24 protein-coding genes are annotated in these 24339 nt (G+C 35.2%); 12 read left to right on the top strand and 12 right to left on the bottom strand.

The window, feature by feature from the left end; translation table 11 throughout:
• The first annotated feature begins 113 nt into the window (after positions 1-113).
• The 6 genes from OZP11_RS17430 (at position 114) to OZP11_RS17405 (ending at position 7575) form a co-directional block, all read left to right on the top strand.
• Positions 114-2147, top strand: a complete 2034-nt coding sequence (locus tag OZP11_RS17430; protein WP_281231818.1) for a TonB-dependent receptor — start codon at positions 114-116, stop codon at positions 2145-2147.
• Between the two features lie 23 nt (positions 2148-2170).
• On the top strand, positions 2171-2722 hold the full coding sequence (locus OZP11_RS17425) for a HEAT-like fold family protein (RefSeq protein WP_281231817.1): 552 nt from the start codon (positions 2171-2173) through the stop codon (positions 2720-2722).
• 169 nt (positions 2723-2891) lie between these two features.
• Positions 2892-4046: a 5-(carboxyamino)imidazole ribonucleotide synthase gene (locus tag OZP11_RS17420; RefSeq protein ID WP_281231816.1), complete on the top strand. Its 1155-nt coding sequence runs from the start codon at positions 2892-2894 to the stop codon at positions 4044-4046.
• Between the two features lie 116 nt (positions 4047-4162).
• The gene (gene purE / locus OZP11_RS17415) at positions 4163-4648 is read left to right on the top strand and encodes a 5-(carboxyamino)imidazole ribonucleotide mutase (protein ID WP_134150459.1); all 486 of its coding nucleotides are present in this window, start codon (positions 4163-4165) and stop codon (positions 4646-4648) included.
• A gap of 115 nt (positions 4649-4763) precedes the next feature.
• Positions 4764-6791, top strand: coding sequence for a M3 family metallopeptidase (locus tag OZP11_RS17410; protein ID WP_281231815.1), 2028 nt, complete (start codon positions 4764-4766; stop codon positions 6789-6791).
• 124 nt (positions 6792-6915) lie between these two features.
• The gene (locus OZP11_RS17405) at positions 6916-7575 is read left to right on the top strand and encodes a SanA/YdcF family protein (protein WP_281231814.1); all 660 of its coding nucleotides are present in this window, start codon (positions 6916-6918) and stop codon (positions 7573-7575) included.
• A gap of 108 nt (positions 7576-7683) precedes the next feature.
• Here OZP11_RS17405 and OZP11_RS17400 read toward each other — a convergent pair whose 3' ends face one another.
• The 12 genes from OZP11_RS17400 to OZP11_RS17345 all read right to left on the bottom strand — a co-directional run bounded on the left by OZP11_RS17400 (position 7684) and on the right by OZP11_RS17345 (position 19750).
• Positions 7684-8946: a cation:proton antiporter gene (locus OZP11_RS17400; RefSeq protein WP_281231813.1), complete on the bottom strand. Its 1263-nt coding sequence runs from the start codon at positions 8944-8946 to the stop codon at positions 7684-7686.
• Between the two features lie 210 nt (positions 8947-9156).
• Complete coding sequence (locus OZP11_RS17395; RefSeq protein ID WP_281231812.1) at positions 9157-10077, bottom strand: cupin domain-containing protein; 921 nt, start codon at positions 10075-10077, stop codon at positions 9157-9159.
• A 6-nt stretch (positions 10078-10083) separates the two neighbouring features.
• Complete coding sequence (locus OZP11_RS17390) at positions 10084-11859, bottom strand: GMC oxidoreductase (protein ID WP_281231811.1); 1776 nt, start codon at positions 11857-11859, stop codon at positions 10084-10086.
• A 189-nt stretch (positions 11860-12048) separates the two neighbouring features.
• On the bottom strand, positions 12049-13245 hold the full coding sequence (locus tag OZP11_RS17385) for a phenylacetate--CoA ligase family protein (RefSeq protein WP_281231810.1): 1197 nt from the start codon (positions 13243-13245) through the stop codon (positions 12049-12051).
• Between the two features lie 11 nt (positions 13246-13256).
• Entirely contained in the window at positions 13257-14171 is a 915-nt protein-coding gene (locus OZP11_RS17380; RefSeq protein ID WP_281231809.1) for a glycosyltransferase family 2 protein, read from the bottom strand.
• 8 nt (positions 14172-14179) lie between these two features.
• Positions 14180-15430: a hypothetical protein gene (locus OZP11_RS17375; RefSeq protein ID WP_281231808.1), complete on the bottom strand. Its 1251-nt coding sequence runs from the start codon at positions 15428-15430 to the stop codon at positions 14180-14182.
• A 12-nt stretch (positions 15431-15442) separates the two neighbouring features.
• Positions 15443-16255 carry a hypothetical protein gene (locus OZP11_RS17370; RefSeq protein ID WP_281231807.1) on the bottom strand — a complete coding sequence of 271 codons (813 nt, stop codon included), beginning with the start codon at positions 16253-16255 and terminating at the stop codon, positions 15443-15445.
• Positions 16256-16482: 227 nt separating this feature from the next.
• Entirely contained in the window at positions 16483-17052 is a 570-nt protein-coding gene (locus OZP11_RS17365) for a class I SAM-dependent methyltransferase (protein ID WP_281231806.1), read from the bottom strand.
• 1 nt (position 17053) lies between these two features.
• The gene (locus OZP11_RS17360; protein WP_281231805.1) at positions 17054-18481 is read right to left on the bottom strand and encodes a radical SAM/SPASM domain-containing protein; all 1428 of its coding nucleotides are present in this window, start codon (positions 18479-18481) and stop codon (positions 17054-17056) included.
• Positions 18482-18561: 80 nt separating this feature from the next.
• Entirely contained in the window at positions 18562-18732 is a 171-nt protein-coding gene (locus OZP11_RS17355) for a DUF1843 domain-containing protein (RefSeq protein ID WP_281231804.1), read from the bottom strand.
• A 101-nt stretch (positions 18733-18833) separates the two neighbouring features.
• Positions 18834-19010 carry a DUF1843 domain-containing protein gene (locus OZP11_RS17350; protein WP_281231803.1) on the bottom strand — a complete coding sequence of 59 codons (177 nt, stop codon included), beginning with the start codon at positions 19008-19010 and terminating at the stop codon, positions 18834-18836.
• Positions 19011-19093: 83 nt separating this feature from the next.
• Positions 19094-19750 (bottom strand): hypothetical protein, encoded by a 657-nt coding sequence (locus OZP11_RS17345; RefSeq protein WP_281231802.1) that lies wholly within the window; start codon positions 19748-19750, stop codon positions 19094-19096.
• 318 nt (positions 19751-20068) lie between these two features.
• Here OZP11_RS17345 and OZP11_RS17340 point away from each other — a divergent pair, with 318 nt between their 5' ends.
• The 6 genes from OZP11_RS17340 (at position 20069) to OZP11_RS17315 (ending at position 24327) form a co-directional block, all read left to right on the top strand.
• Positions 20069-20572 carry a GbsR/MarR family transcriptional regulator gene (locus OZP11_RS17340; protein ID WP_281231801.1) on the top strand — a complete coding sequence of 168 codons (504 nt, stop codon included), beginning with the start codon at positions 20069-20071 and terminating at the stop codon, positions 20570-20572.
• Positions 20573-21009: 437 nt separating this feature from the next.
• Positions 21010-21735, top strand: coding sequence for a YqjF family protein (locus tag OZP11_RS17335; RefSeq protein ID WP_281231800.1), 726 nt, complete (start codon positions 21010-21012; stop codon positions 21733-21735).
• Complete coding sequence (locus OZP11_RS17330) at positions 21719-22072, top strand: hypothetical protein (protein ID WP_349293767.1); 354 nt, start codon at positions 21719-21721, stop codon at positions 22070-22072. Before OZP11_RS17335 ends, OZP11_RS17330 begins: the two co-directional genes overlap by 17 nt.
• Positions 22073-22089: 17 nt before the next feature.
• The gene (locus OZP11_RS17325) at positions 22090-22476 is read left to right on the top strand and encodes a hypothetical protein (protein ID WP_281231799.1); all 387 of its coding nucleotides are present in this window, start codon (positions 22090-22092) and stop codon (positions 22474-22476) included.
• Between the two features lie 107 nt (positions 22477-22583).
• On the top strand, positions 22584-23393 hold the full coding sequence (locus OZP11_RS17320) for a thiol-disulfide oxidoreductase DCC family protein (protein ID WP_281231798.1): 810 nt from the start codon (positions 22584-22586) through the stop codon (positions 23391-23393).
• A gap of 19 nt (positions 23394-23412) precedes the next feature.
• A complete protein-coding gene (locus tag OZP11_RS17315; RefSeq protein ID WP_281231797.1) occupies positions 23413-24327 on the top strand; it encodes a TIGR01777 family oxidoreductase in 915 nt (304 codons plus the stop codon).
• Positions 24328-24339: the final 12 nt, after the last annotated feature.

The following is a 24339-nucleotide window of genomic DNA, read 5'->3' as shown; positions in this document are numbered from 1 at the left end:
CCTCAATCAATGCTATGTTTCTATGTGTTAAAAAAACTTTGCCTCAATTTCATTCTATGATTTTAAAAAAATATTGTTTACTGTTTTTTCTGCTATTTATTTTTCAGAATATATTGGCACAGAAAATAGAAAGCAAAATTGTTGATTCTGTAAAAACAGAAAAACTTAAAGAAGTCGTCATCAGCCCGCTTCATATTGATAACAATTTATTAAACACTCCGGCTTCAATTGGAATTCTTTCTAAAAAAGATTTACTGCAAAATAACACCACAGATATTACAACGGTAATCAATACAATCCCCGGCGTATTCATGCAGTCTTCAAATTTTACCACAAGCCGAATTTCAATTCGCGGTATTGGCGCCAGAACTCCATACGGCACCAATAAAATCAGAGCTTTTTACGGCAGTATTCCGTTAACATCTGGAAATAGCGAAACCGTAATTGATGATATTGATCTGGAAAACCTCAATCAAATTGAAATTATAAAAGGTCCACTTTCGAGTGTTTACGGCGCAGGCCTGGGTGGCGCGATTTTAATTTCGCCACAGCTTTCTAAAAACAATGGACAATCTGCCGGAATAAGTACCGTTTTTGGTTCATACGGATTATTGAAAAACAGTATCAATTATAGTTTAGATGAAAAATCAGGAAGTTTAAACATCAGTTATCATAACCTAAAGACCGATGGCTGGAGAGAAAACAGCGCTTATAACAGAGAAGGAATTACACTTGCAGGAGAATTATTCCGAAAAGAAAATAGTAAACTCACCTATTTTTCGAATTATACTTACTTAGAAGCTTTTATTCCGAGTTCGATTAGTAAGGAAGTTTTTGATACAAATCCAAAAGCCGGCGCTCCAACCTGGGTGGCATCAAAAGGATATAAAGAATACAAATCTGTTTTGAGCGGATTGGCTTATGATTTCAGAATTAATGAAAACCTGAATAATTCGACTTCAGTTTTTGTTAATTATAAAGATAGTAACGAACCTCGACCGTTTGATATTCTGCGTCAATATACTTTTGCAACTGGAGCAAGAACTCAGTTTTCGGGAAATTTTGAAATTGGAAAAAGTAAAAATCAGTTTATTGCCGGTGTAGAGTATTTCGCAGACACTTACAACGGAAATACGTTTCAAAATCTATATCAGCAAAATAATGGTTTAGGAAGTCTGCAGGGAAATCAACTTACAGAAACCGACCAAAAAAGGCATTTCTACAATATTTTTTCTCAGTTACGAACTCAGCTTTCGGAACAATTTGAAATTCAGGCGGGTTTGAATTATAATAAAACAAAATTTGATCTTAACAATTACACCGAAAATATTAATGAGAAATATAGTTATGATGGCATTTTTTCGCCTCAGATTTCGTTTCTTTTTAAACCAAATTCTTTAAAAACGTTTTATTTTTCGGTAAGCCGGGGATTTTCGCTTCCGGCAACCGAAGAAACTTTAACAAGCGAAGGCACAATTAATCCTGATATAAAACCTGAAAATGGTTATAACTTTGAACTTGGCGGAAAGTTTTATTTTTTTGATAAAAATCTTTACGCCGAAATCTCTTTGTACCGAATGGAAATTAAGGATTTATTGGTTGCTAAAAGAGTTGGCGACGATCAGTATGTTGGTGCAAATGCCGGAAAAACATTTCATGAAGGAATCGAAATTACTTTGAACCACAATTGGCAGATGAATCGTTTTTTTACTTTAAATTCTTATTTTGGAGGTTCTTTGGGAAATTATGAATTTAAAGAATTTGTAGATAATGGAAATGATTTTTCGGGAAATAAATTAACCGGAGTTGCTCCAAATAAAATAAATCTCGGTCTAACATTAAACACAAATTTTGGCGTTTACTTTGGAGCCGATTATCAATTTGTAGACGAAATCCCGATGAACGATGCCAATACGGCTTTTTCTGATTCTTATAATATAATTAATCTAAAAACAGGTTATCAATTTGAGATTTTACAAGGTTTAACAACTCATTTGGATGCAGGAATCAACAATGTTACCAACGAAAAATATGCTTCAATGATTTTAACCAACGCAACCGGAGTTGGAAATGCGCAACCCAGATTTTATTATCCAGGCCTACCAATAAACTATTACGGAATTATCTCATTAAATTACGTATTTTAGCTTACTATAAATACTCAAAAACAATGATGACCGAATTGCAAAAAAAACTGGAATATGTATATCCTTGCCGAGAAAGTCGTCTTGAAGTAGCACATGAAATTTTAGAAAACCCCTCACTTTATAGTGAATTAATTTTGATATGCTTTTCGCCACAAGACAAAAACAATCACAAAGCGTGCTGGATTTTAGAGTTTGTTTCTTATGAAGAATTAAGTTGGCTCCAGCCTCATTTGGATTTTTTCTTTTCCAATTTAAAAGTTTTAAAAGATGAAAGTTCGCTTCGTCCGATTGCAAAAGTGGTTCAGCTTTTGGTAAAATCACATTATAAGAAAGACAAAAACAATATTCATTTATCCGAACAAAATCTTCAGGATTGTATCGAAGCAAGTTTTGATTGGTTAATTAATGACATTAAAGTTGCCACAAAAGCGTATTCTATTAGAACTTTATATATTCTAGGTAATCATTACGATTGGATTCATCCGGAACTTAAAGTCATTGTTGAAAAAGATTATGCCGATCATTCTCCCGCTTACAAAGCCGTTGCCAAAGAAGTTTTGAAAAAAATAAAATAGTTTTTTTATCGCCACAAATTCACGAATTATTTTCTTTTTGATTTAATAAAAATTCGTGAATTGCTTCGCCAGTCGCTACCGCTCTAGTCGTGGCGGAAAAAAACTAGCGCATAATGAATTTTTGGCTAAAAAAAGATTAAAAAGTATCTTTGCAAAAACACAACTCAAAATGAATTATTTTTCTTCTGATTTTAAATTAGGAATATTAGGCGGCGGACAATTAGGTAAAATGCTTTTGTTCGACACCCGAAAATTTGATATACAAACTTACGTTCTTGACCCTAGCGACGAAGCGCCTAGTAAAATTGCCTGCAATAAATTCTTTCAGGGCGATTTAATGGATTATGAAACCGTTTATAACTTTGGGAAACAAGTCGATGTTTTGACTTTTGAAATCGAGTTGGTAAACCTTGAAGCTTTAACGCAATTAGAAAACGAAGGCGTAAAAGTATATCCGTCTCCAAAAACCTTAAAAGGAATTCAGAATAAAGGAACTCAAAAAGACTTTTATACAGAAAGTAATATTCCAACCGCATCGTATTTACGTTTTGAAAATCCGGCGCAATTACAAAAATCAGTTGGAAATAACGAAATCACAATTCCATTTGTATGGAAATGTACCGAATTTGGTTACGACGGAAACGGCGTAAAAGTAATTCGTCAGATTTCAGATTTAGATAATCTTCCTAATGTAGAATGCATTGCCGAAACTATGGTTCCGTTTAAAAACGAATTAGCGGTAATTGTTTGCAGAAATCCGTCAGGAGAAATAAAAACCTATCCGGTTGTAGAAATGGAATTTCACCCAGAAGCCAATCAGGTTGAATACGTAATCTGCCCGGCAAGAATCGACGAAAAAGTAGCCGAAAAAGCGAGAGCAATCGCTTTAAACGTTTCTGAAAAATTCAATCACGTTGGACTTTTGGCAGTTGAAATGTTCCAGACTCAGGATGACGAAATTTTGGTTAACGAAGTTGCGCCACGTCCGCATAATTCTGGTCATTATTCAATTGAAGCAAGTTATACCTCACAATTCGAAAATCATTTACGTGCTATTTTAGATCTTCCGTTAGGAAACACAGACAGCAAAGTTGCCGGAATTATGGTAAATTTAGTCGGTGCCGAAGGTTATTCCGGAAATGTAGTGTATGAAAACATCGAAACCATTTTAGGATGGAACGGTGTTACGCCACATATTTACGGTAAAAAACAAACCCGTCCTTTCAGAAAAATGGGCCACGTTACGATTGTAAATGAGAATATGCAGGAAGCTCGAAGAATTGCACAGGAAGTTAAGAATACTATTCGAGTAATTAGTCAATAGTAATTAGTGATTAGCTTTTAGTCGCAGTCACAGTTTACAGTTAACAACTAAATATATTTTTAAGTCTCAGTAACAACTTGAAACCTGAAACTTAAAACTTGAAACAAATAAAAAACATGAGCAAAGTAGCTATTATAATGGGAAGCATCTCAGACATGCCAGTTATGCAGGATGCAATCGACATATTAAAACAATTCAATGTTGAAGTTGAAGTAGATATCGTTTCGGCACACAGAACACCGGAGAAATTATTTGATTTTAGCAAAAACGCACATACTCGCGGTATTTCGGTAATTATTGCCGGAGCGGGCGGTGCAGCGCATTTACCAGGAATGGTAGCTTCTATGTCTCCGCTTCCGGTAATTGGAGTTCCGGTAAAATCAAGCAACTCAATTGATGGCTGGGATTCTGTTTTATCAATTTTACAAATGCCAGGCGGAGTTCCTGTAGCAACTGTAGCTTTAAACGGAGCAAAAAATGCCGGAATTTTAGCAGCACAAATCATCGGAAGCCATGACAAAAAAGTTTTGGATACGATTATTGCTTACAAAGAAGAATTAAAAGCTGCGGTAAATAAAGCGGCTGAAGGTTTAAAGAAATAATCTTTTCGCATAAATTCCTGCAAGGTTTTCAAAACCTTGCAGGTATAACTAGATTTTAAATACTTAAAAGAAACCTACAAGGTTTTGAAAACCTTGCAGGACTAAAAAATGCATCATGAGTATATTAACACAATATTTCAATACCAAACATAACACCGCACCTTTTTCGCAGATTAAAATCGAAGATTACGTTCCTGCTTTTCAGGAAGGAATTGCTTTGGCTAAAGCCGAAATTGATGCAATTACAAATAATCCGGATGCACCAACTTTTGAAAACACAATTGCAGCAATGGATTATTCCGGCGATATTTTAGATCGTCTTTCTAGTGTTTTCTTCAATTTGAATTCGGCTGAAACGAATGACGAAATGCAGAAAATTGCTCAGGAAGTTTCGCCTTGGCTTTCTGAATTCGGAAATGACATTCGTTTAAATGCTGAACTTTTTGCACGAGTAAAAGCGGTTTACGATCAAAAAGAAAGTTTAAACCTCAACCCGGAACAAACTACTTTATTAGATAAAAAATACAAAAGTTTCTCCAGAAACGGAGCTAATCTTCCGGAAGACAAGAAAAACCAATTAAGAGAAATCGACAAAGAATTATCGAAATTGAGTTTGCAGTTTGGCGAAAATGTTTTGGCCGAAACCAACAACTTCGAATTGCATTTAACCGACGAGAAAGATCTAGCTGGTTTACCTGAAGGTACAATCGAAGCGGCTAGATTATTAGCAAAAAATCAGGAAAAAGAAGGCTGGATTTTTACTTTAGATTATCCAAGTTATGTTCCGTTTTTGACTTATGCTGATAATCGCGAACTGCGTAAAAAAATGGCAATTGCTTTTGGTGCAAAAGGTTTTCAGAATAACGAATTCGACAATCAGGAAAATGTTTTAAAGATTGCTAAACTTCGTCACGAAAGAGCCAATTTACTAGGTTATAAAACGCACGCTCATTTTGTTCTGGAAGAAAGAATGGCCGAAAGTCCGGAAAAAGTTTTTTCTTTCCTTAATGATTTATTGGCAAAAGCAAAACCTGCCGCTCAAAAAGAATTTGCAGAATTAACTGCTTTCGCAAAAGAACTGGACGGAATAGAGCAATTGGAAAAATGGGACGGTGCTTATTATTCTGAAAAATTAAAACAGCAGCTTTTTAATTTAGATGATGAAAAACTAAAACCGTATTTTCAATTAGAAAAAGTTTTAGACGGTGCTTTTACCGTGGCGAAAAAACTATACGGTTTAACTTTTACCGAAGTTTTTGATATCGATAAATACCACGAAGAAGTTACAACTTATGAAGTTCGTGATGCTAAAAATGATTTAGTTTCGATCTTCTACGCTGATTTCTTTCCAAGAAAAGGAAAAAGAAACGGCGCCTGGATGACTTCATTCAAATCGCAATATGTAAAAGACGGCGTAAACGAAAGACCGCATATTTCGAACGTTTGCAATTTTACAAAACCAACCGAAACAAAACCTTCGTTATTGACTTTTAATGAAGTAACGACTTTATTCCACGAATTCGGTCACGGATTACACGGAATGCTGGCCGATACGGTTTATCCAAGTTTATCCGGAACTTCTGTTTATTGGGATTTTGTAGAATTACCAAGTCAGATTATGGAAAACTGGTGTTACGAGCCAGAAGCTTTGGCTTTATTCGCAAATCATTACGAAACGGGAGAAATTATTCCGATTGAGTATGTTCAGAAAATTAAAGAAAGTGCCAGTTTTCAGGAAGGTCTAGCAACATTGCGTCAATTAAGTTTCGGATTATTGGATATGGCCTGGCACGGACAAGATCCAACTAATATTACAGATCTTAAAACTTTCGAAACAGAACAATTTGCTAATACGCAATTGTATCCAGACGTAAAAGAAAATGCCATGAGTACTTCTTTTTCGCATATTTTTCAAGGCGGATATTCTTCTGGATATTACAGCTATAAATGGGCGGAAGTTCTAGATGCAGATGCTTTTGAATTTTTCCAGGAAAAAGGCATCTTCAACGAAGAAGTTGCAAAGAAATTTAAAGACAATGTACTTTCTAAAGGAGGAACAGAACATCCAATGACTTTATACAAACGCTTTAGAGGTCAGGAGCCAAAACCTGAGGCTTTATTGAAAAGAGCGGGACTTTTGTAATTTTAGATTAAATTCTGATCGCTATAATTTTAGATTAAACCGAAGTATTCCGCTTCGGTTTTTTTATTTGATTTTGTCTAGCTATCTTAGCATTTTCGAATCTTAATCTTACAAAATACAAGCCGTGAAAAAATATTTTAAAATAGCACTTTATCTTGCAATTATTGGATTAGTTGCAATTACTTCTGTAAACTACTACGTAAAAAATTCGACCAAGAAATACATTCATTATTCTATTAAAAAATTTCCTAAAAATGATGTTGGAATTATTTTTGGCGCAGGAATTAACGGAAATCAGCCAAGTAAATATTTAAAAGACAGACTTGATGCAGGAATTATGCTTTGGAAAGCAAGACGCATCAATAAAATTCTTCTTTCCGGAGATAACGGCCGTGAAGAATATGACGAACTAACGGTTATGAAAAACTATTGTTATGCACAAGGTGTTGACACTACTAAAATTTTTATCGATTATGCTGGTTTCGATACGTATTCAACAATGTATCGGGCAAAGCATATTTTCAAGATTAAAAAAGCAACTTTGATATCACAGGAATATCATTTGAATCGCGCGATTTACATCGGAAATAAATTGGGAATAAAATCTGCAGGTTATTCTGCTAATAAAGGCGAATATTTAGGTTACAATTATGTTCGTTTTAGAGAATGTCTTTCGAGATGTAAATCTTTTTTTGATGTTTTGAGAAATCGTGAACCGAAGTTTCTAGGTGGAGAAATTAATATTAATGGAGAATCTAATTATTCTAAAGAAGATAAACGATAAAAACAAAACCCTGCAAGAACTTGCAGGGTTTCAGGTTAATAATTTAAAGACAAAGAATAGAAATCTTTATTCTTTGCTCTATTCTCTATTTTCTTTAATCTATATTTCTTACTCTTTCTCCAAAACTCGTTTAGCCAGTTTTCCAACAGTCAATCCTTGTACTACGATAGAGAATAATACCACGATATAGGTTACCTCCAGTAATAGGTTTTTATATTCACCTTCCGGCATAGAAAGAACCAGCGCAATCGAAACTCCTCCACGAATTCCGCCCCAGACCATTACCATCAGGGAACCTTTATTATAGGCTGATTTGATTCCGAAGAACTTAAATATATCAAAGAATTTCCAAGGCAAAACTATAGATGTCAGTCTTGAAAACAGTACAATAAAAATGGCTACAAAACCCGTTAATAATTGTTTATTCAAATCCGGCAGCAACAATAATTCAAAACCAATAAACAGGAATAAAATTGCGTTTAATATCTCGTCGATAAGTTCCCAGAACTTTCCTAAATAATCTTTGGTTACTTCGCTCATGGCTACTTTTTTACCATAATTTCCAATAATCAATCCGGCAACAACCATTGCTAACGGACTTGAAACGTGCAGACTCTGAGCTACCAAAAAGCCTCCGGTTACAATAGAAAGCGTAATTAAAACTGAAACTTTGTAATCGTCAACTTTCTTCATAACCTTTGCTGCGCTAAATCCGAAAACGGCTCCCAGTAAAAGTCCGCCAACGCCTTCTTTTATAAACAACCAGCTGATTGAACTAAATGTCATCTCAAATGTTGGATCTGTTGCCATTTTAAGAACAACGGCAAACATTACTACTGCTACTCCATCATTAAACAAGGATTCGCCCACAATTTTGGTTTCTATTCTTTTAGGAACTTTGGCTTCTTTTAAAACTCCCAATACCACAATCGGATCGGTTGGAGAAATCAGGGTTCCAAAAACCAGACAGAACACATACGGAATTTTTATTCCTAAAAGCGGTGCTATATAATACAACAGCATTGAAACGATCAAAGCTGACAATACTACGCTGACAGTAGAATACATTATTATGGGAACTTTTTGTTTTTTAAGGTCAGACATGTTAACGTGCAGTGCACCTGCAAACAGAAGAAAGTTCAGCATCGCCCCCATGAGAATTTCATTGAAGTCGAATTCTTTTATCAACTCAAAAAAATGTTTGGTGGTTGCAGGAAAATAAGAATCTCCCAAAAGTCGGATACCTACAGAAACCAGCATGGCAATAATCATAATTCCAATAGTTCCCGGAAGTTTTAAAAATCTCAAATTCAAATAGGCGAAGAAAGAGGCCAATACAATAAGTATTGAAAAGGTGTAGTATAATTCCATAAATGTGATTTTTACAAAAATATCTTTCCATTACTTAAAACAAAATTCGAAGCAGCGAATTAACATAATTTTATAATTTGTAAAAGCATCTTTTTAAATTATCCTCAATCTTTACCCTTCTTTACTGAATAAAACCCAATAGAATTAAAATACACTTTTGCAGCGAAATAAAAAAGAGAGCTGTAAAAAACAACTCTCTCTTTTTCTTCTTTATCGAAGCCTTTCTATAATATCAACCTGTTTGGGAAATTTCCTTTTGAGTTCTTCAATTTTTCCTGCATCGGGAAGAAAACTGTCGTCTTTGTCCCAGGCAGGTGCAAGACTGCAGCTTGACAAAGAATATCCGGAACCTATAACTTCGGCACCAAACCAATGACTATGAGGAGCTGCTCCCATTAAAAACTGTTCCTGATCGATTCTGTTTCCAAAGGTTATAGAAGAATACACTCCGTCTTCTGAAAAAATATGAAGTTTAATGGCGCTTCCCTGATGAAAAAACCATTGTTCATCCTGATTTAAAGCATGAATTTTAAGCACCTCATCCTTTTTTAGCAGAAAATAATTTGTTGAATAGGCTTTTCTTGGACCTCCAAAACATTCCGGAAGTGCCTCTTTTGGGAGTATAATACTGCTTATTGGGCCATGTGCCAGATAACCGCCAATTCCGGTTGGAACCATGTTTAAATTTCTAATTAATTCATCTGCCTCTTTATCAGCGTTAGGGAATCTTTTAGAGAAACAAACTGTAATACCAATAATTTCGTTACCGTCTTTTTTTCTCAAAAGTCCTTTTTGTGTTACAATTTCCAGAGCCGACATAGATCCGTCCGGCTGCGGGACTTCGATTGTTTCATGAAAATTAAGTAACGGAATACCGCTTTCCATAACCGCTCTGTCGTGCGCAACGTGCTCAGTGCGTTCGTCTCTTGTACCAATAATATCTTCTTGTCTCTGACCAACTAAATCGGCAAAGTTTTTATTGACCCAAAGAAAAACCGAATCTCTGTTTTTTATACAAAAATATACACCGTCTGTTTTATCGAGAACATCCCCTACTGTCATAGGAGGAATGGTATCTAATGGAATATTATTTATATCTCCAGTCAAATGTTCTAAAATCTGAGTTTTCATTTTCGATTATTTTGAAGCGGCTTTCTTAGAGCCAATTTTAGTTTTGCTGATAGATTCGCGGTTTAAATTTTCTGCCAAATCCTGAGCCAGAGCGACCATAGTTAAAGTGGGGTTCCATGAACCGCTTGCAGGCCAAAGTGCACCGCCGGTTACATAAACATTCTCTACTCCGTTTGGACGATAGTCTAATCCTACAACACCTTCGTCGTCTTTTCCAATCCAAAGACTTGAGCCTTCGTGAACCAGACCGCCTACTCTACGCTGATCTACCGGAGGTCTTTCCTTCACCCACTCTCCTTTGTCTGGAGAGCCTCTCCAGTATTGTACAGCCCCTTCTCCTTTTGGAGATAAGGCTTTTTCCAGCATTTCAAAAGTTCCTTCATCCATTGTGTCCCAGGTTTGTAAATCTTTTTTACTGGCAATTGCCTGAAGCGTAACATTTGTAGTAGGGTCAGATTGTCCGTTAAGACGTAAAAAGTTTTCCGGATTTATAAAATCCATTTCACCCAGTACAGCGCAGACAAATACCAGATAATCTTTAGAATCTTTTAATTGTGCCATCGAGGCTGTTGCCACAACATCCGGCATATATCGTGCTGCTTTTTGTGCATTTTCTTTCGGGTTTTTATCTGATAAAACAGACAACTGCACATGATACTGCATACCGCTTTTTTTATTGGTTCCTGCCATATAAATTGCTGCCAATTCCAGTTCATCTAACCGTTGTGCAAAATCATAATCGTTACGAGGAATACGGGCTACAATTGAAGTAATAAAATGAGCCGTAAAACGTTCTCCTGCTCTTTTAACCTGCGGGAAAGAATTTAATAATAAGGTAGTTGGCGGCAGTGTTCCCATTGCCAGAATTACTTTGGCATCGCCTACATTTATTACTCCTCTTGAAGTTTCCAGAGCTGTCGCAACGCCATCCTGCTGATGAATACGCTCTACAATACAATTGGCAACCATTTTTAAAGGGCTTCCTTCCTTTTTTTTACTTTTATCGGCTTGTTTTATGGCAAGTTCCAGCATTACGGACGGAGTAGAAAATTTAGCAAAATCTAATCCCTGCAGTTCTCCGGAACCTACTGCCAAAGGAGCAGCCATACTTCTGGTAGCAGATGGAATCTTTTCTAAATTATCTGCTAACATTTTTTGCAGTTTTTTCTGCATTACATTATAAACAGGACGCTGTGAAGCTACATGATTTAAAACTGCATCATCAAGTTTGGTATCAATTTTATCTGCCGGAATAACATTTAACAGCTTTTCAGCATCTTTAAATTTTCTATTAGCCGCATCAATCGTTTCCTGAGGCCAGTACTGCATTTCTTCCTGAGTCGGTCTTGGGCACCACGCACTCCACATAATACTTCTTCCTCCAAAAAACGGAATCATTCCGTGTTGAAACTGGATATTTCCTTTTGGCTGCTGAGCCGTTTTTCTTGAAAGTGTCCACGGAAATGTTTCTGACAATCCGCCCAATACATGCTGATACGGAATAGGAAGATTTTGAAAGTGTTCTGGCAGGAAAAAAGGACCTCGTTCTACTATTAAAATTCTTGCCTCCGGGTTTTCTTCTAATGTTTTTTCGGCGAAAGCCAAAGCACAGAAACCGCTCCCAATAACTATAAAATCAAAATGTTCTTGTTCTCGTGCAATTTTCCAGTCGGTTTCTGAAAGGAAAAAAATGTGATCCAAAACTTTTTGTGCTGTTGGATCCTGCGGACCCGGTGTTGGAAAACCGTTCGCAAAATTCGGACTTGATGAAAATGTGGTCATAATAGTTATTTTTTTGTTAGTTGAAATTTGAGATTTTCTCTAAAAACAAACTTTAAGAAACAGAGTTCCCGCAGTTATTTTGATTAAAATTAATCGAACAAAAAAAAGACTATAAAAAGAATGTCATCAAAGCTTAAAAGAATGTCATGAACAAACTTTTTGCTGTAATGAAAAACAACGCAAGTTAAATCATCTAATATCCAACAATATAGGTGTTTTTGCAGTATTGGGATCAATGTATAAATCGGAGGCTTTTACGAGCGAAACCTCTACTTTCATAAAACGTTCGTCATAATAAAGAAGTTTTTTTAGTGCCTCGCATTTTTCCTGAACAAATTCAGGTATTTGTTTTTGAGGAAGGTCATGAACAAGTAAAAAACGTATGATTTCCTTAAACTTATCTGAGGTCGAAAGCTGGATTTGAAAAGCAGCAGCTCCGTTTGTTAAAAAAGCAAAATCGTCTAAATCGTAATGCTGTTCGCAAAGGATAAAAGATTTACTTTCTCGCGATTTTAACTCCAGAAAGGATTTTCCGTCAGCTTCAACCCAGCGGCCTAAATCGCCAATGGCATATCGAAAAACCGGAAATCTTTTTCTAAAAGTATTCGTTACGGCAATTGTACCATATCCTTCTTTGTCCGGATTCAGGATTTCGATTATAATTCCGTTAATAACTGAAAATAGTGACGGCTTTTCGGTAACATTACACCAGGCCCAAATTCCGGTTTCGGCAGAACCATATAACGAATAGATTTGCTGTACTCCAAGTGTTTTCTGTAAAAGCTTTTGTATGTTTGGTCTTAAAAATTCTCCTCCGTAAAGTAAATTCCGGATTTCAAGTTTTTTATTCTTTTCTTCTAAAAACTGTGCAAAGCATAATAATTTTGAAGGTGTTCCCAATATAAAATCAGGCTTAAAATAATCTGCTGCGTGTTCCATATCGGCATAAGCGGCATGTGCGCTTAAGGCTAATGTTGTGGCCTGGCATTTTTCTAAAATATCATCCATTATTGCTGCTGTGCGGTACATATCAGAATAACCAAAAATATTTAAAGCTATGGTTTTCGGACTAAAAAAATTGTTTTGGATTAATTCTTCTGCCAATGCCAGACGCTGATTATGGTTTTCCTGAATGTCCACAGGAAAAACTAAAGGATTTTGAGTGCTCCCGCCTGAACGCACAAGATACACACCGGTATTTTCCTCCTGAAGTTTAAATTTAGTTTTCAGAATGGGAATCAATTCTTTTTTACTCAGCATTGGAGCTTTAGAAGCAGATTCGGATTCTTTATAAAATGCTGTATATAACGGATTCTTTTTTGCCAGTTCAAAATAATCCTGCAATTCCGTGAGATCTGTTGTATGAAAAGTACAGGTTTCGTACATAATTTTGTGGTTTATTTATTTCTTTTTCTGAAATACCGGCGATTTCGAAATAAGGTTTTAAAGTGATGTAACACAAAGAGTAATTTTTGCCAAAAGGATGGTAAACGTTCCATAGCGTGATCAAACCATCGCTGCGATAACATTCCCATTAACTGCCGGTCATTGCAATCGGTGCTATTTTGATATCGTTGTATGGTAACCGGAATTTTTAATTCTTTCCAGCTCTTATAACTTATTCGGGACAAACTTCCTTCTACTTCTCTAACTTCAATACAGACTTTATTAAGTAAAGCGGTACGAGATGTTTTTTCCATACTTTTTAAAACCCGGTACCAAAAATCAATTCCTTCATTTAAGGAAACATTGGTTTCATAACGCACATTTTCTAAAAGTTTCTTTTTGATGACAACATTGCTTCCAACGCCCATAATAAAATCCGGAGAACTTATGGTGTGCAGTATATTTGGAATCAAAAAGAGCTCATCATGCAAAAAAATCAGTTCTTTTTCGAATGATTTTATTTGAGGCAGATAATATTTTGAGGGTACCAATACAATTCCGAGCACCAGAATGTCGATATTTTCCTGTTCCATTACTAAACCGGCTTCGAGTAAACAGAAAGGGGTGTAATAATCATCGGCATCCAGAAAACTTATCAGGTCGCCTTTTGCATTTTCAAGTCCAGTGTTTCGTGCATTCCCAGGACCTTTGTTCTCTTTTAATTTGATAATCTGAACATTGGTTTGCAGGAACTGCGGTGCAAAAAATGCCAAAGCTTCTTTTAAACGCGGCAGGCTTTTATCTGTACTGCAGTCATCAACAATGATAATTTCGTATGGTTTTTTCTCCTGAAAAGCGAGCGAACGAATGGTATCTGATATATAAGCTTCTTTATTGTAAAGCGGAATAACAACAGTATGTTTCATTTTTTTGATTAGTCTGATACAGGATAAATCAATGCCCTGCCCTGATGTACATTTACAACTGATTCATCTGAACCGCGAAATAAACCGGAACCATAGGTTTTGTCATCTTTACACAATAGCATGCCAACGAGATGAATGTCACGGTTGTTCTCGATATCGTCGAATTCTTTCTGATCTACAAAATGCTGAATGAGGTATTTATTCCAGTTTTGTCTAATAATGTTTTCCCATTCCTGATCTGTACATTCGTTTTTTACATAAGCGCCTATTCCTCTGCCGCCGCTGTTTAATTTTAAGATTAAATTGGTGTCGCAATAAATAAAAGGATCACAGCCAATTGGGTCTATAATTACATAACTCGGAATAAGGTATTTTTTTAAAAAGGTATAGTCTTCCTCATTTACATAATCGCTCATAATTTGTTCGTCGTAAAGAACAGCCAAAACTCTTTTGTCATGAATTAAAATTAAAGTTCGAATGTCATTGAAATAGGTATTTTGTTCAATCAGTTTATCGATTACCTCCGGATTTATTTTTTTGAGTTCCTCACGATCCATTTCTAATATAAATTTAGAAACGGGTTCTCCATTTACATAAACAGAATCATTTGAAACGATTAAATCCTGAGGTTTTACAGAAATTAATTCGATACCAAATTTTGCCAGTTCCTTTTGAAGATAAAAAATTTCGGTTCCTTTTTCGTCGTCATGAACAAGTGCTATTTTTTTGTCGGGAGAAAATTGATAATACAAATCGCTGATCAGGTTTTTCAGGTCAGATTCCTTACTTTGTTCTCTATTGATTTCATTATCGATTAATTCCAGATAATAGCTGATCATCCAGCCGTTTAGCGGATAACGTGCGCCTATTTCACAAATTTTTGCCTGATCGTTTTTGTCATATAAAAAATCAGGGCGGTAAAAGCCCTGATTATATGGCTGGTTATTGCATTTTTTTAGTAAAGTTTCGAGATCATTATCCAACTGATAATATTCCCGAATTCTTTCATCTTCAAAATAATTTAAAACAACAGCTTTACAAGCATGATTTAAAACAGAGCATAAACGTCTCATTTTTTTATTATAGCCCGAAGACAATTTTACCGAAGAACCGGCAAATGAATTTCGGTCTAATCCGGTATCAGTCTGAAGATATTGCACAAACAACTGGTTCCACTTTTTTTGTTTATCAGATGGATTTTGCTGCAATGAAATTTTAGACGTGACTTTAGGCTCTGCTTCTTTACTTGTAGTAATCATTTTTTGCAATAATTAGATACTTACTTCTTCAATTTCCATTACATCTTCCATTACGGCCGATTTCTTATCTAAGTAATCTTTGATGATGTTTTCAAGATCATACGATTCAAGATTTACATTCATGGCTTTTGCATAATGGAAAATAGCGCTCACGGCAAAAAAGAAATGATTTTTTTCTGTCGGCCCGCAGTGTACACTAATCCATGCTAAAGTTTTATCTCGGTCTTCTTCAGAAAATCCATAGTCGTTTGTAACCCAGGCTTCAAATTTTGGAAGAATATATTCTACTTCACCGTGAGTATAAATTTCATGTATCAAAGTCGTTAATAAAGCGATCATGATATCTTTGTTTCGAAGGGAGTTCTGGTCTTTCCAGGCTTTAAATTCGTAAGCGCTCTGGTTTAAATATTTACGTGAAAGCCAGTCATCATCTGTACAAATATTTGTTGCCATAGTATAGAATAACTGAGAATGCAATACACGCCCTACCACTGCAAGATCTTCATCTACAATTCTGTTTAAACTGGTAATAGATTGCAAAAGTGCTTTTTCGTCTGCAATTGGCTGTTTTTTATGAACCAGCATTGTAATACGGTTGCTGATTCCGGCAACAGTCATTGCACTGTTATTGGTCTGGCTCCAGCTGTGAAAGAAACGCTGTAAACGCTCTTTGTCCTGAACTTTTGAAGTTAACTGAATGAAGCTTTTTTCGATTTTTGAAAAAGCTTCTGTCTGGTTTGGCAGGAACTTTAATAATTGATCTTTTAAATGCGATTCTTCCATATCCTGAAGAACCGGAAGGATAATTGAACTTAAATTAGCCATGATCTTAGTTTTTTAGTTATTATTTGTTTTTGGGTTTGTCTTTTTGAATCCAGGTTAAAGAGCCGGAAAAACAAGGGGTTTTTATTTTTATGGGTAAACTTATCTTATAAAAAATCACAGTAAACAGGAAATGTCACAAACAGATTAATATGCGGCATGAAACCGTTAATTTTTGTCATAAAAAATTGTGCATGCGGTTTTGCCTAGCCGACTGTTTTTTTCTGGTTTTATCTGGATCGGTAATATTTAATTTTTCGGATGACATCAATATCCTTAAGATAGTATTGTTCAAGCCAGTCTGCCTCATCAAAGAAAACACAGCGCGATTCTGCAATAACAATAATGGGTTTGTTTAAAGAAATCTGATAGAGTTTATCCAGTAATTCGGCATACTGAAAATCAAAGAGAGGATTGTAGAGATAAAAAATCGTTCCGTCAGAAATATCGGTTTTTAAAATATCACCGCAGATTGCAGCGGCATTTTTTAATTGTTCTTTCTCTATCAAATCAGCACAGACCTCATGTCGTTCTTTCAGGATTTCAATTCCTTTAAATTGTGCTTCGGGATATTTTACGGCTCCGTATAAAATTATATTTCCGTAACCTGATCCCAAATCATAAAAGACGGTTTGGTTTGTTATTTCGACAGGATCAAAAAGATCAGCTAAAAAACTGGACGATCCGTATCGATACGAGTTTAAGCCGTATTTGATTGTAATTTCCGGAAGACTTAAATTTTCTTCGATCGTATCTGATTGTTTGTCAATTTCTGATTGAATCTTTTTTAGCAGTTCCATATTATCTCATCATTAATAGTTCTAATTTTTCCAGTGATCGTTTGGCTTTTTCCATTTTAGCCGCATATTCATCGTTTACTTTCTGAATATCGGCTTTGCAGAAACTGCAGGTTTCTTCTTCTTCATACACATAATTATCGCAGCCGCTGCAGAGTTTAAGTGCCTGCGGCATTCTTGGTACTCTGTCTGTATAATCTTCGGCAGGAAGTGATGGCGGACTGTTATATGGTGACTGGATTTCTATTATTTCACCTTTTTCGTTTTCTACGATTATCTCAAACAAGCCAATATCAAAAGACAATCCGGGAGCTTCTTTTATTTTTCTGATGCGCTCGTGAAGTCCTTTCTTTTTTAGTTCCAAGGCCCGGTGATGGCAAAACGGATTGTTTCCTCTTTTGCCAAACAGTACATGACTTGTCCAGGTACATCCGGCGAGGCAGGACGATTCGTAATAACAGCCTTTGCAGCCTCCCCATAATTCTTCTTTGTTTCTATATCTGGAAAAAACCATTTCTTCGCTGTATCTCCAAATGTCTTCCAGTTTCATATCTTTTACGTTACCGCCGGTATATTCTGTTGTGGGTAAGGATGGACATCCTTTAATTTTTCCATCGGCTTCAATGCCAATTCCGGTATGTCCTGCAGAACAACCTGTATAATATTTTTCGTTACCTTGTCTCCAGATATGTTCATATGGACCAAAGTAACCTATGTTGTTTCCTGCCTGAATTAAAACATTATGAGCCAGTGCTTTTCTGTAAATCACGATTAGTTTTTCGTAAAAATCGATTAATTCATACGGTTGCAGAATTAATTCGTCTGCATGATCTACGGCATTTCCCATTGCAACGGCAAGCTGAATCTGCCAGTTTCTTACTCCGTTTTCGATCAGAACATCCAGAAGATCGTTCAGCTCGTCCTGATTTAATTTGGTAATAACAGTATTAACACTCGAAGGAATATCGTGGCTTTTTAGTAATTGCAGACAATGGATAACATGGTCGAAGGAATCTCTTCTTCCTCTTATTTTATTATGTGTTTCCGGCATTCCGTCAATCGAAACGCCAATATTTCGTATGCCCGCTTTTTTGGCACTGCTGATTCTTTCTTCATTTAAATTATAAGCACCGGACTGCATCGAACATTCAATACCGCTTTCGCTGATTCTTTCGATTATATCAAGCCAGTCTTTTCGTAAAAAAGCTTCCCCGCCAATAATGGTTATTTCTCTTGTACCAAGACGTTTTAGACTGTCAATAACTTCGAAGCATTGTTCTGTAGTTAATTCACCGGGTCTTACTTTGCCTGCTCTGGAGCCGCAATGTGAACATTTCAAATTACAGGCCAGCGTAATTTCCCATACAACATGAACAGGTGTTGCTGTTTTGTAATCATCTCTTACTCTGTATCGTGTAGAAGTCTTATTCATCTTAATTAATTTAGGGTTACTTAATTACTTAAAAAAAACGGTTTATAAAGTCAGGACTCAATAAACCGTTCTTTTCTAGATTATTTTTTCAATTTTTCAATTGCCTCAAGCAATTCTAACAAAGCGGCACTTAAGTCTCCTTGTTCTTTCACAGTTTGTTTAGCCTGCTCGGCTACTGCTTTCATTTTTTCTAAATCATTTGAAACAAGTGCTTCTCTGATTCCTGCGGCGTAAAGCATAATAGCTCCCATAATAGTTTGTTTTTAGGTTATTCCTACTCGTAAGGTTTTTCGGTTTCACCCTTGTTTTACTGAACAAGACAGTTTGTTTGTTTTTGGTTTGAAAAAACTTTTTATTTTTTGTTTTTCAAGGCTTCTATTGCTTCCAGCAAGTCCAGAAGAGCAGCGCTTAAATCGCCCTGATCTTTAACTATCTGTTTTGCCTGCTCTGCAATAGATTCCATTTTTGCTAAATCATTAGAAGCTATCGCTTCTCTGATTGCAACACCGTAAGGCATGATTACTCCCATGGTTTTATTTTTTAGATTAACTTAGTATTGATTTATTTCAAATAGATTCTTACAGACGAGAACTATTATCTGGTGTAAAAAATTTATTCGAAAGGTCCAAACTGATGAAGGAAAATCGCCGGTTCATTTGGGCTTATACAGGTAAGGTTACCCATTGTAACATTTTGTCCGTCTTTGTTTTTTCCGGTAATCATGATATTTCTCAAACCAGCTCTTAGTTCTCCTACACGGTTACCGCTGCTTACTTCGATTCCCATTTCATGAGGTGTACCGGTTCTTGTGGCAATTACATTTCCTGCACCGTTTTCGATTAATAAAATCTCGCCAATTGCCGGAGGAGGAAATGATTGTGTAACCGTAATATCTGTAAGAGGTCCAAGCGTGATGTAGTCAGGCAAAAATTCTGCATTTAAAGCTTCTGATTCCGGTTTAAGAAGGTTAATAGTTCTTCCAAATTGAGGCTCATCGCCTGCGTTTGTGCAGTACATCCAGGGTGTAGTAAAAGGTGTTCCGTCCTGATACTCTCCTATTGCTACATATCTCTGATGTATTCCTAGCTTTGTTTGACCAGTTGAAGAAAGATTCAGGTTGTAAAATACAGATCTGATCAATGTACCAACAGCGTAAGTACCGCTGGCCCCTTCGATAACCGGAAGAATAACAGGACCAACTCCTCCTCCTTTCCAGTCTATATAAGGATATACATTTACATTTTTTACTTTTCTAGGTATAGGTTGCATAATAATAAGTTTTTGGGTCTTACTCATAAGGCTTTTCAGGTTCCGCCTTCGCTTTACTGTGCGAAACAGTTCGTTTTTTAGCGTGGGTTCTGGCTCCACGTGATAAAAAATACAGCAGCTACCTTTATTTTTCAGATTAAAATTACACCTGATATACAGCCAATTACATAAAAATGTTACGAAACAGAAGATTCTATGTCATGAAACACAAAAAACAAGTCATAAGATTATTCTTAAAAAAAATAATTTGTTTCCGGGTTTTTAAATAAACTTTCAATTATTTTTGAAAGTTTAAAAACTTTTATTTACATTTGTTTCATGGAATTCAAAGAAGCAAAAAATAAATTCGTTCAGACCTGGGGAGCTTTAGGTTCTCAATGGGGAATTAATAAAACCATGGCACAGATCCATGCTTTGTTAATGGTCTCAAACGATCCTGTTTCTATGGAAGACATTATGGAAGAATTACAAATTTCGCGTGGAAATGCCAGTATGAACCTGAGAGCTTTAATGGATTGGGGGATTGTATATAAAGAAAATAAAGCGGGAGAACGAAAAGAGTTTTTTACTGCCGAAAAAGATCTGGATGAACTGGCTGCAAAAATTTCGAGAGAAAGAAGCAAAAGAGAATTAAAACCGGCTTTAAAAATATTAAAAGAAGTTTCGACTATTGAAGCGAAAGATTCTGCCGAAGAAAAACATTTTGTAGACCAGACCTCCAAACTGTATGATTTTGTTTTGAAAGCAGATAATATGCTGGACAAAATGACTGAATTTAATGAAAACTGGTTAGGAAAACTGGTTTTAAAAATCATGAAATAAAAAAATTTAATCAAAACTTTCAATTTTTTCTGAAAATTCAAAATAATCAGTAATTATGAAAACTTTAAAATACATCAACACATTTGCAGTAAGCCTGCCTCTTATTATCCTGCTCAGTTATCCCTTTATCGAAGAATACGCTTTCATGTATAGTTTATTATAAACGATGGTAACGGGATTTCTCCAGGTTTTGGTTGCATTAAAAATATTGTATGATGGTGTTTGTGACAGAAAAATGTATTTCTATCTCGCCGGTGTAACACTCTTTTTTATTCTGTGGAATAATTATGGACCAGATTATAATCCAGCACTAACATTTTTTACATTTTCTCTGCCTCCGTTATTAGCTTTTTATCTTTCTTTTTTAGTGTACACAATCAAAAAAATTTAAATCAATCTTTCATTATTTTCTGAAAGTTTAAAAAACACACAACATTATGAGTTTCTTAAGTGCACAATGGAAAAACTTAGCCATAATTAATTATGAAATTGAGGCTGAAATATTAGAGAAATACCTTCCTGCAGGAACAGAACTGGATATCTGGAACGGGAAATGTTATGTAAGTCTTGTTGGTTTTATGTTTAAAGAAACGAAAGTATTGGGACTTAAAATTCCGTTTCACATCAATTTTGAAGAGGTTAATTTAAGGTTTTATGCAAAAAGATTTGAAAACGGAGAATGGAAACGCGGTGTGGTTTTTATTAAAGAAATTGTTCCTAAAAAAGCGATCACTTTTATTGCCAATACGCTGTATAAGGAGCATTATGAGACTCGCAAAATGAGGCATAAAATTATTGAAAATGAAAATTCCCTGACTTTCGTATATCAATGGAAAACAGATAAAAAATGGAATACCATACAAGTAGAAACCCAGAAAGAACTTAAAGAAATCGAAACAGATTCTGAAGCCGGGTTTATAACGGAACATTATTTTGGTTACACAAAATACGACGACAATACAACTTTTGAATATGAAGTAAAACACCCCCGATGGCAGCAGTTCGAAATTAAAAATTTTATGCTGCATGTTGATTTTGGAAAAAATTACGGTGAGGACTTTACTGTTTTACAAAATCAAAAACCGGTTTCTGTATTTCTGGCAAAAGGTTCAGAGATAAAAGTCGAAAACAAAAAAACACTTCGCCATGAATATCAATTATAACATTATTGGGTATTTTATTTATCTCGGGATCACGATTTTCATTATTCTCAAAGTTGGAAAAATCTGCTATAAAAACGGAAATGTGTATGTAGCCGCATTAATTCCGGATCATGAAGATCTCTGCCAGAAAACAAATCAGGTACTGCTTTTAGGATATTACCTTTTAAATATCGGGTATTGTGCTATGACTTTAATTTCCTGGGAAAAAATTATTTCTTCGGAACAATTAGTTGAAATTATCAGCATCAAAACAGCTGTTATAATTTTTATTATCTCAATCCTGCATTACCTCAACATTATTATTATCACAAAGTACATTCAAAAAATAATTAAATAACTTAATATCAAATAACTATGGAAACTGCAAAAATTTTAATCGGATACAGCATTTATTTACCTGTTGCTTTATTTTTAACCTATTATGTATCTAAAACTTTGTTTAAAAACGGTAAAATATTCATGCTCGACATTTTTAAAGGAAGAGAAGATATCGCTGAAGCAACCAACAGACTTTTTGAAACCGGATTTTATCTTTTAAATATTGGTTTTGCTTTGATGATTCTGGAATTGCAATTGAATACCGACAGTTATCAGGAATTGGTTGAAAGATTGAGTTATAAAATTGGAGGTTTTGCTATTTACCTTGGTATAATGTTATTCCTTAATTTATATTTTTTCTTTAGAGGAAAAAGAAAAGCAAAAGAATCTCAACGAGAAGAACGATTGGTTTTTAAAGCGTAATTTTTTAATAGAAACCTAGCAGGTTTTAAAAACCTGTTAGGTTTCCTCAATCGGATTTACTTATCCCTCCCTAATTCATCAAACCTTAAATCATAAATGCCATGAAAATGCTCGAAAATCAAACTTTATTGTATGATGAAGATTGTCCGCTCTGCAATTTGTACACAACCGGATTTATAAAAACAGGGATGCTTGACCAAAACGGCAGAAAACCTTATTGCAATATAAGCTGCGAAGAACAAGATTTTGTAGATGTAAAACGTGCCGCAAATGAAATTGCTTTAATTGATTATACTACAAAAACGACAACGTATGGTATTGACAGTCTGATCAAGGTAATTGGTTTTTCTTTTCCATGGATCAAAAAAATTCTCACTGCAAAACCAGTTTATCTTCTATTAAGAAAACTCTATTCTTTTGTATCTTATAATCGAAAAGTCATTATTCCGGCGCAAACAAAAAAAGACAAACTCGAATGCATTCCTGATTTCAATTTTAAATACAGATTTCTTTTTATCTTATTTGCAATCAGCATTACAACCATAGTATTATTTTCTTATTCTAATTTGATATTGAATTTCCCTAAAAACAGCGCTACACGAGAATTTATTTTGGCTTTCGGACAAATTGTTTTTCAGGCTTTGTTTTTATTCAAATTCGACAAAAAAACAATTGTTAATTATGCAGGTAATTTAATGACGGTTTCTTTAGCGGGATCTTTAATTTTAATGCCAATTTTAATTTTGAGCCAATTTATTATTATACCGCAAGTGATTATTTTAAGCTGGTTTGGCGCTGTTGTTTTAATTATGTTTTTAGAACATTTCAGAAGAATAAAACTTTTAAAACTTCCTTTTTTTCTATCTTTCACCTGGATTCTTTATCGAATTATTGCGTTGTTTTTAATTCTAAATTAATCTCTTAACCGAAACAAAAATGAGCAAACTTATTATAGCAGCCGGAACCGGATTTCTGGGACAGGTCTTAGTCAATCATTTCAAAAATAAATTTGATGAGGTTGTAATCCTTACACGCGGAAAATCAAAAACTGCCGGCGGTATTAAATATGTAAACTGGAATGCCAGAACTTTTTCGGGCTGGGAAAAGGAAGTAGAGAATGCTTCGGTTTTAATTAATCTTGCCGGAAAATCGGTTAACTGCCGTTATACCAAAGAAAACAAAAAAGAGATTTTATGGTCCAGAATTGACAGCACAAAAATTTTAAATAAAGCAGTTTTAAATTGTCAGAACCCGCCCAAACACTGGCTCAATTCATCAACAGCTACTATTTATCGTTTTTCTTTAGACAAAGAAATGGATGAGATAAATGGCGAAATTGGAAATGATTTTTCTATAAATGTGGCTCTTTCGTGGGAAAAAGCTTTTTTTAAAACCGAAACACCAAATACCTTAAAAACCGCTTTGCGAACTTCGATCGTTTTAGGGAAAAACGACGGTGCTTTGGTTACGTTAAAGAATCTGGCAAAATTGGGCTTAGGAGGAAAACAAGGAAAAGGAAATCAGTTTGTAAGCTGGATTCATGAAGAGGATTTTGCCAATGCGGTAGATTTTGTAATCGAAAAAGAAATTACCGGCGTTATCAATATCGTTTCTCCCAAACCAGTCCGTAATACCGATTTCATGCAGCAGCTCCGAAAAAGTATTGGAATGCCTTTTGGAATTCCGGCAAATATATTTTTACTTAAAATTGGATCTTTCTTTATCCGGACAGAGGCTGAATTGGTCTTAAAAAGCAGAAATGTGATTCCTAAACGACTTTTGGAAAATGGATTTAAATTTAAGTATGATTCTGTTGAAAAAGCCTTTCGTAATTTATTGACTAAATCTTAAAACTTTATTCTT

It is taken from the genome of Flavobacterium gelatinilyticum (assembly GCF_027111295.1).
GTDB classification, from domain to species: Bacteria; Bacteroidota; Bacteroidia; order Flavobacteriales; family Flavobacteriaceae; genus Flavobacterium; species Flavobacterium gelatinilyticum.
This window is presented reverse-complemented; position numbering and strand designations above follow the sequence as displayed.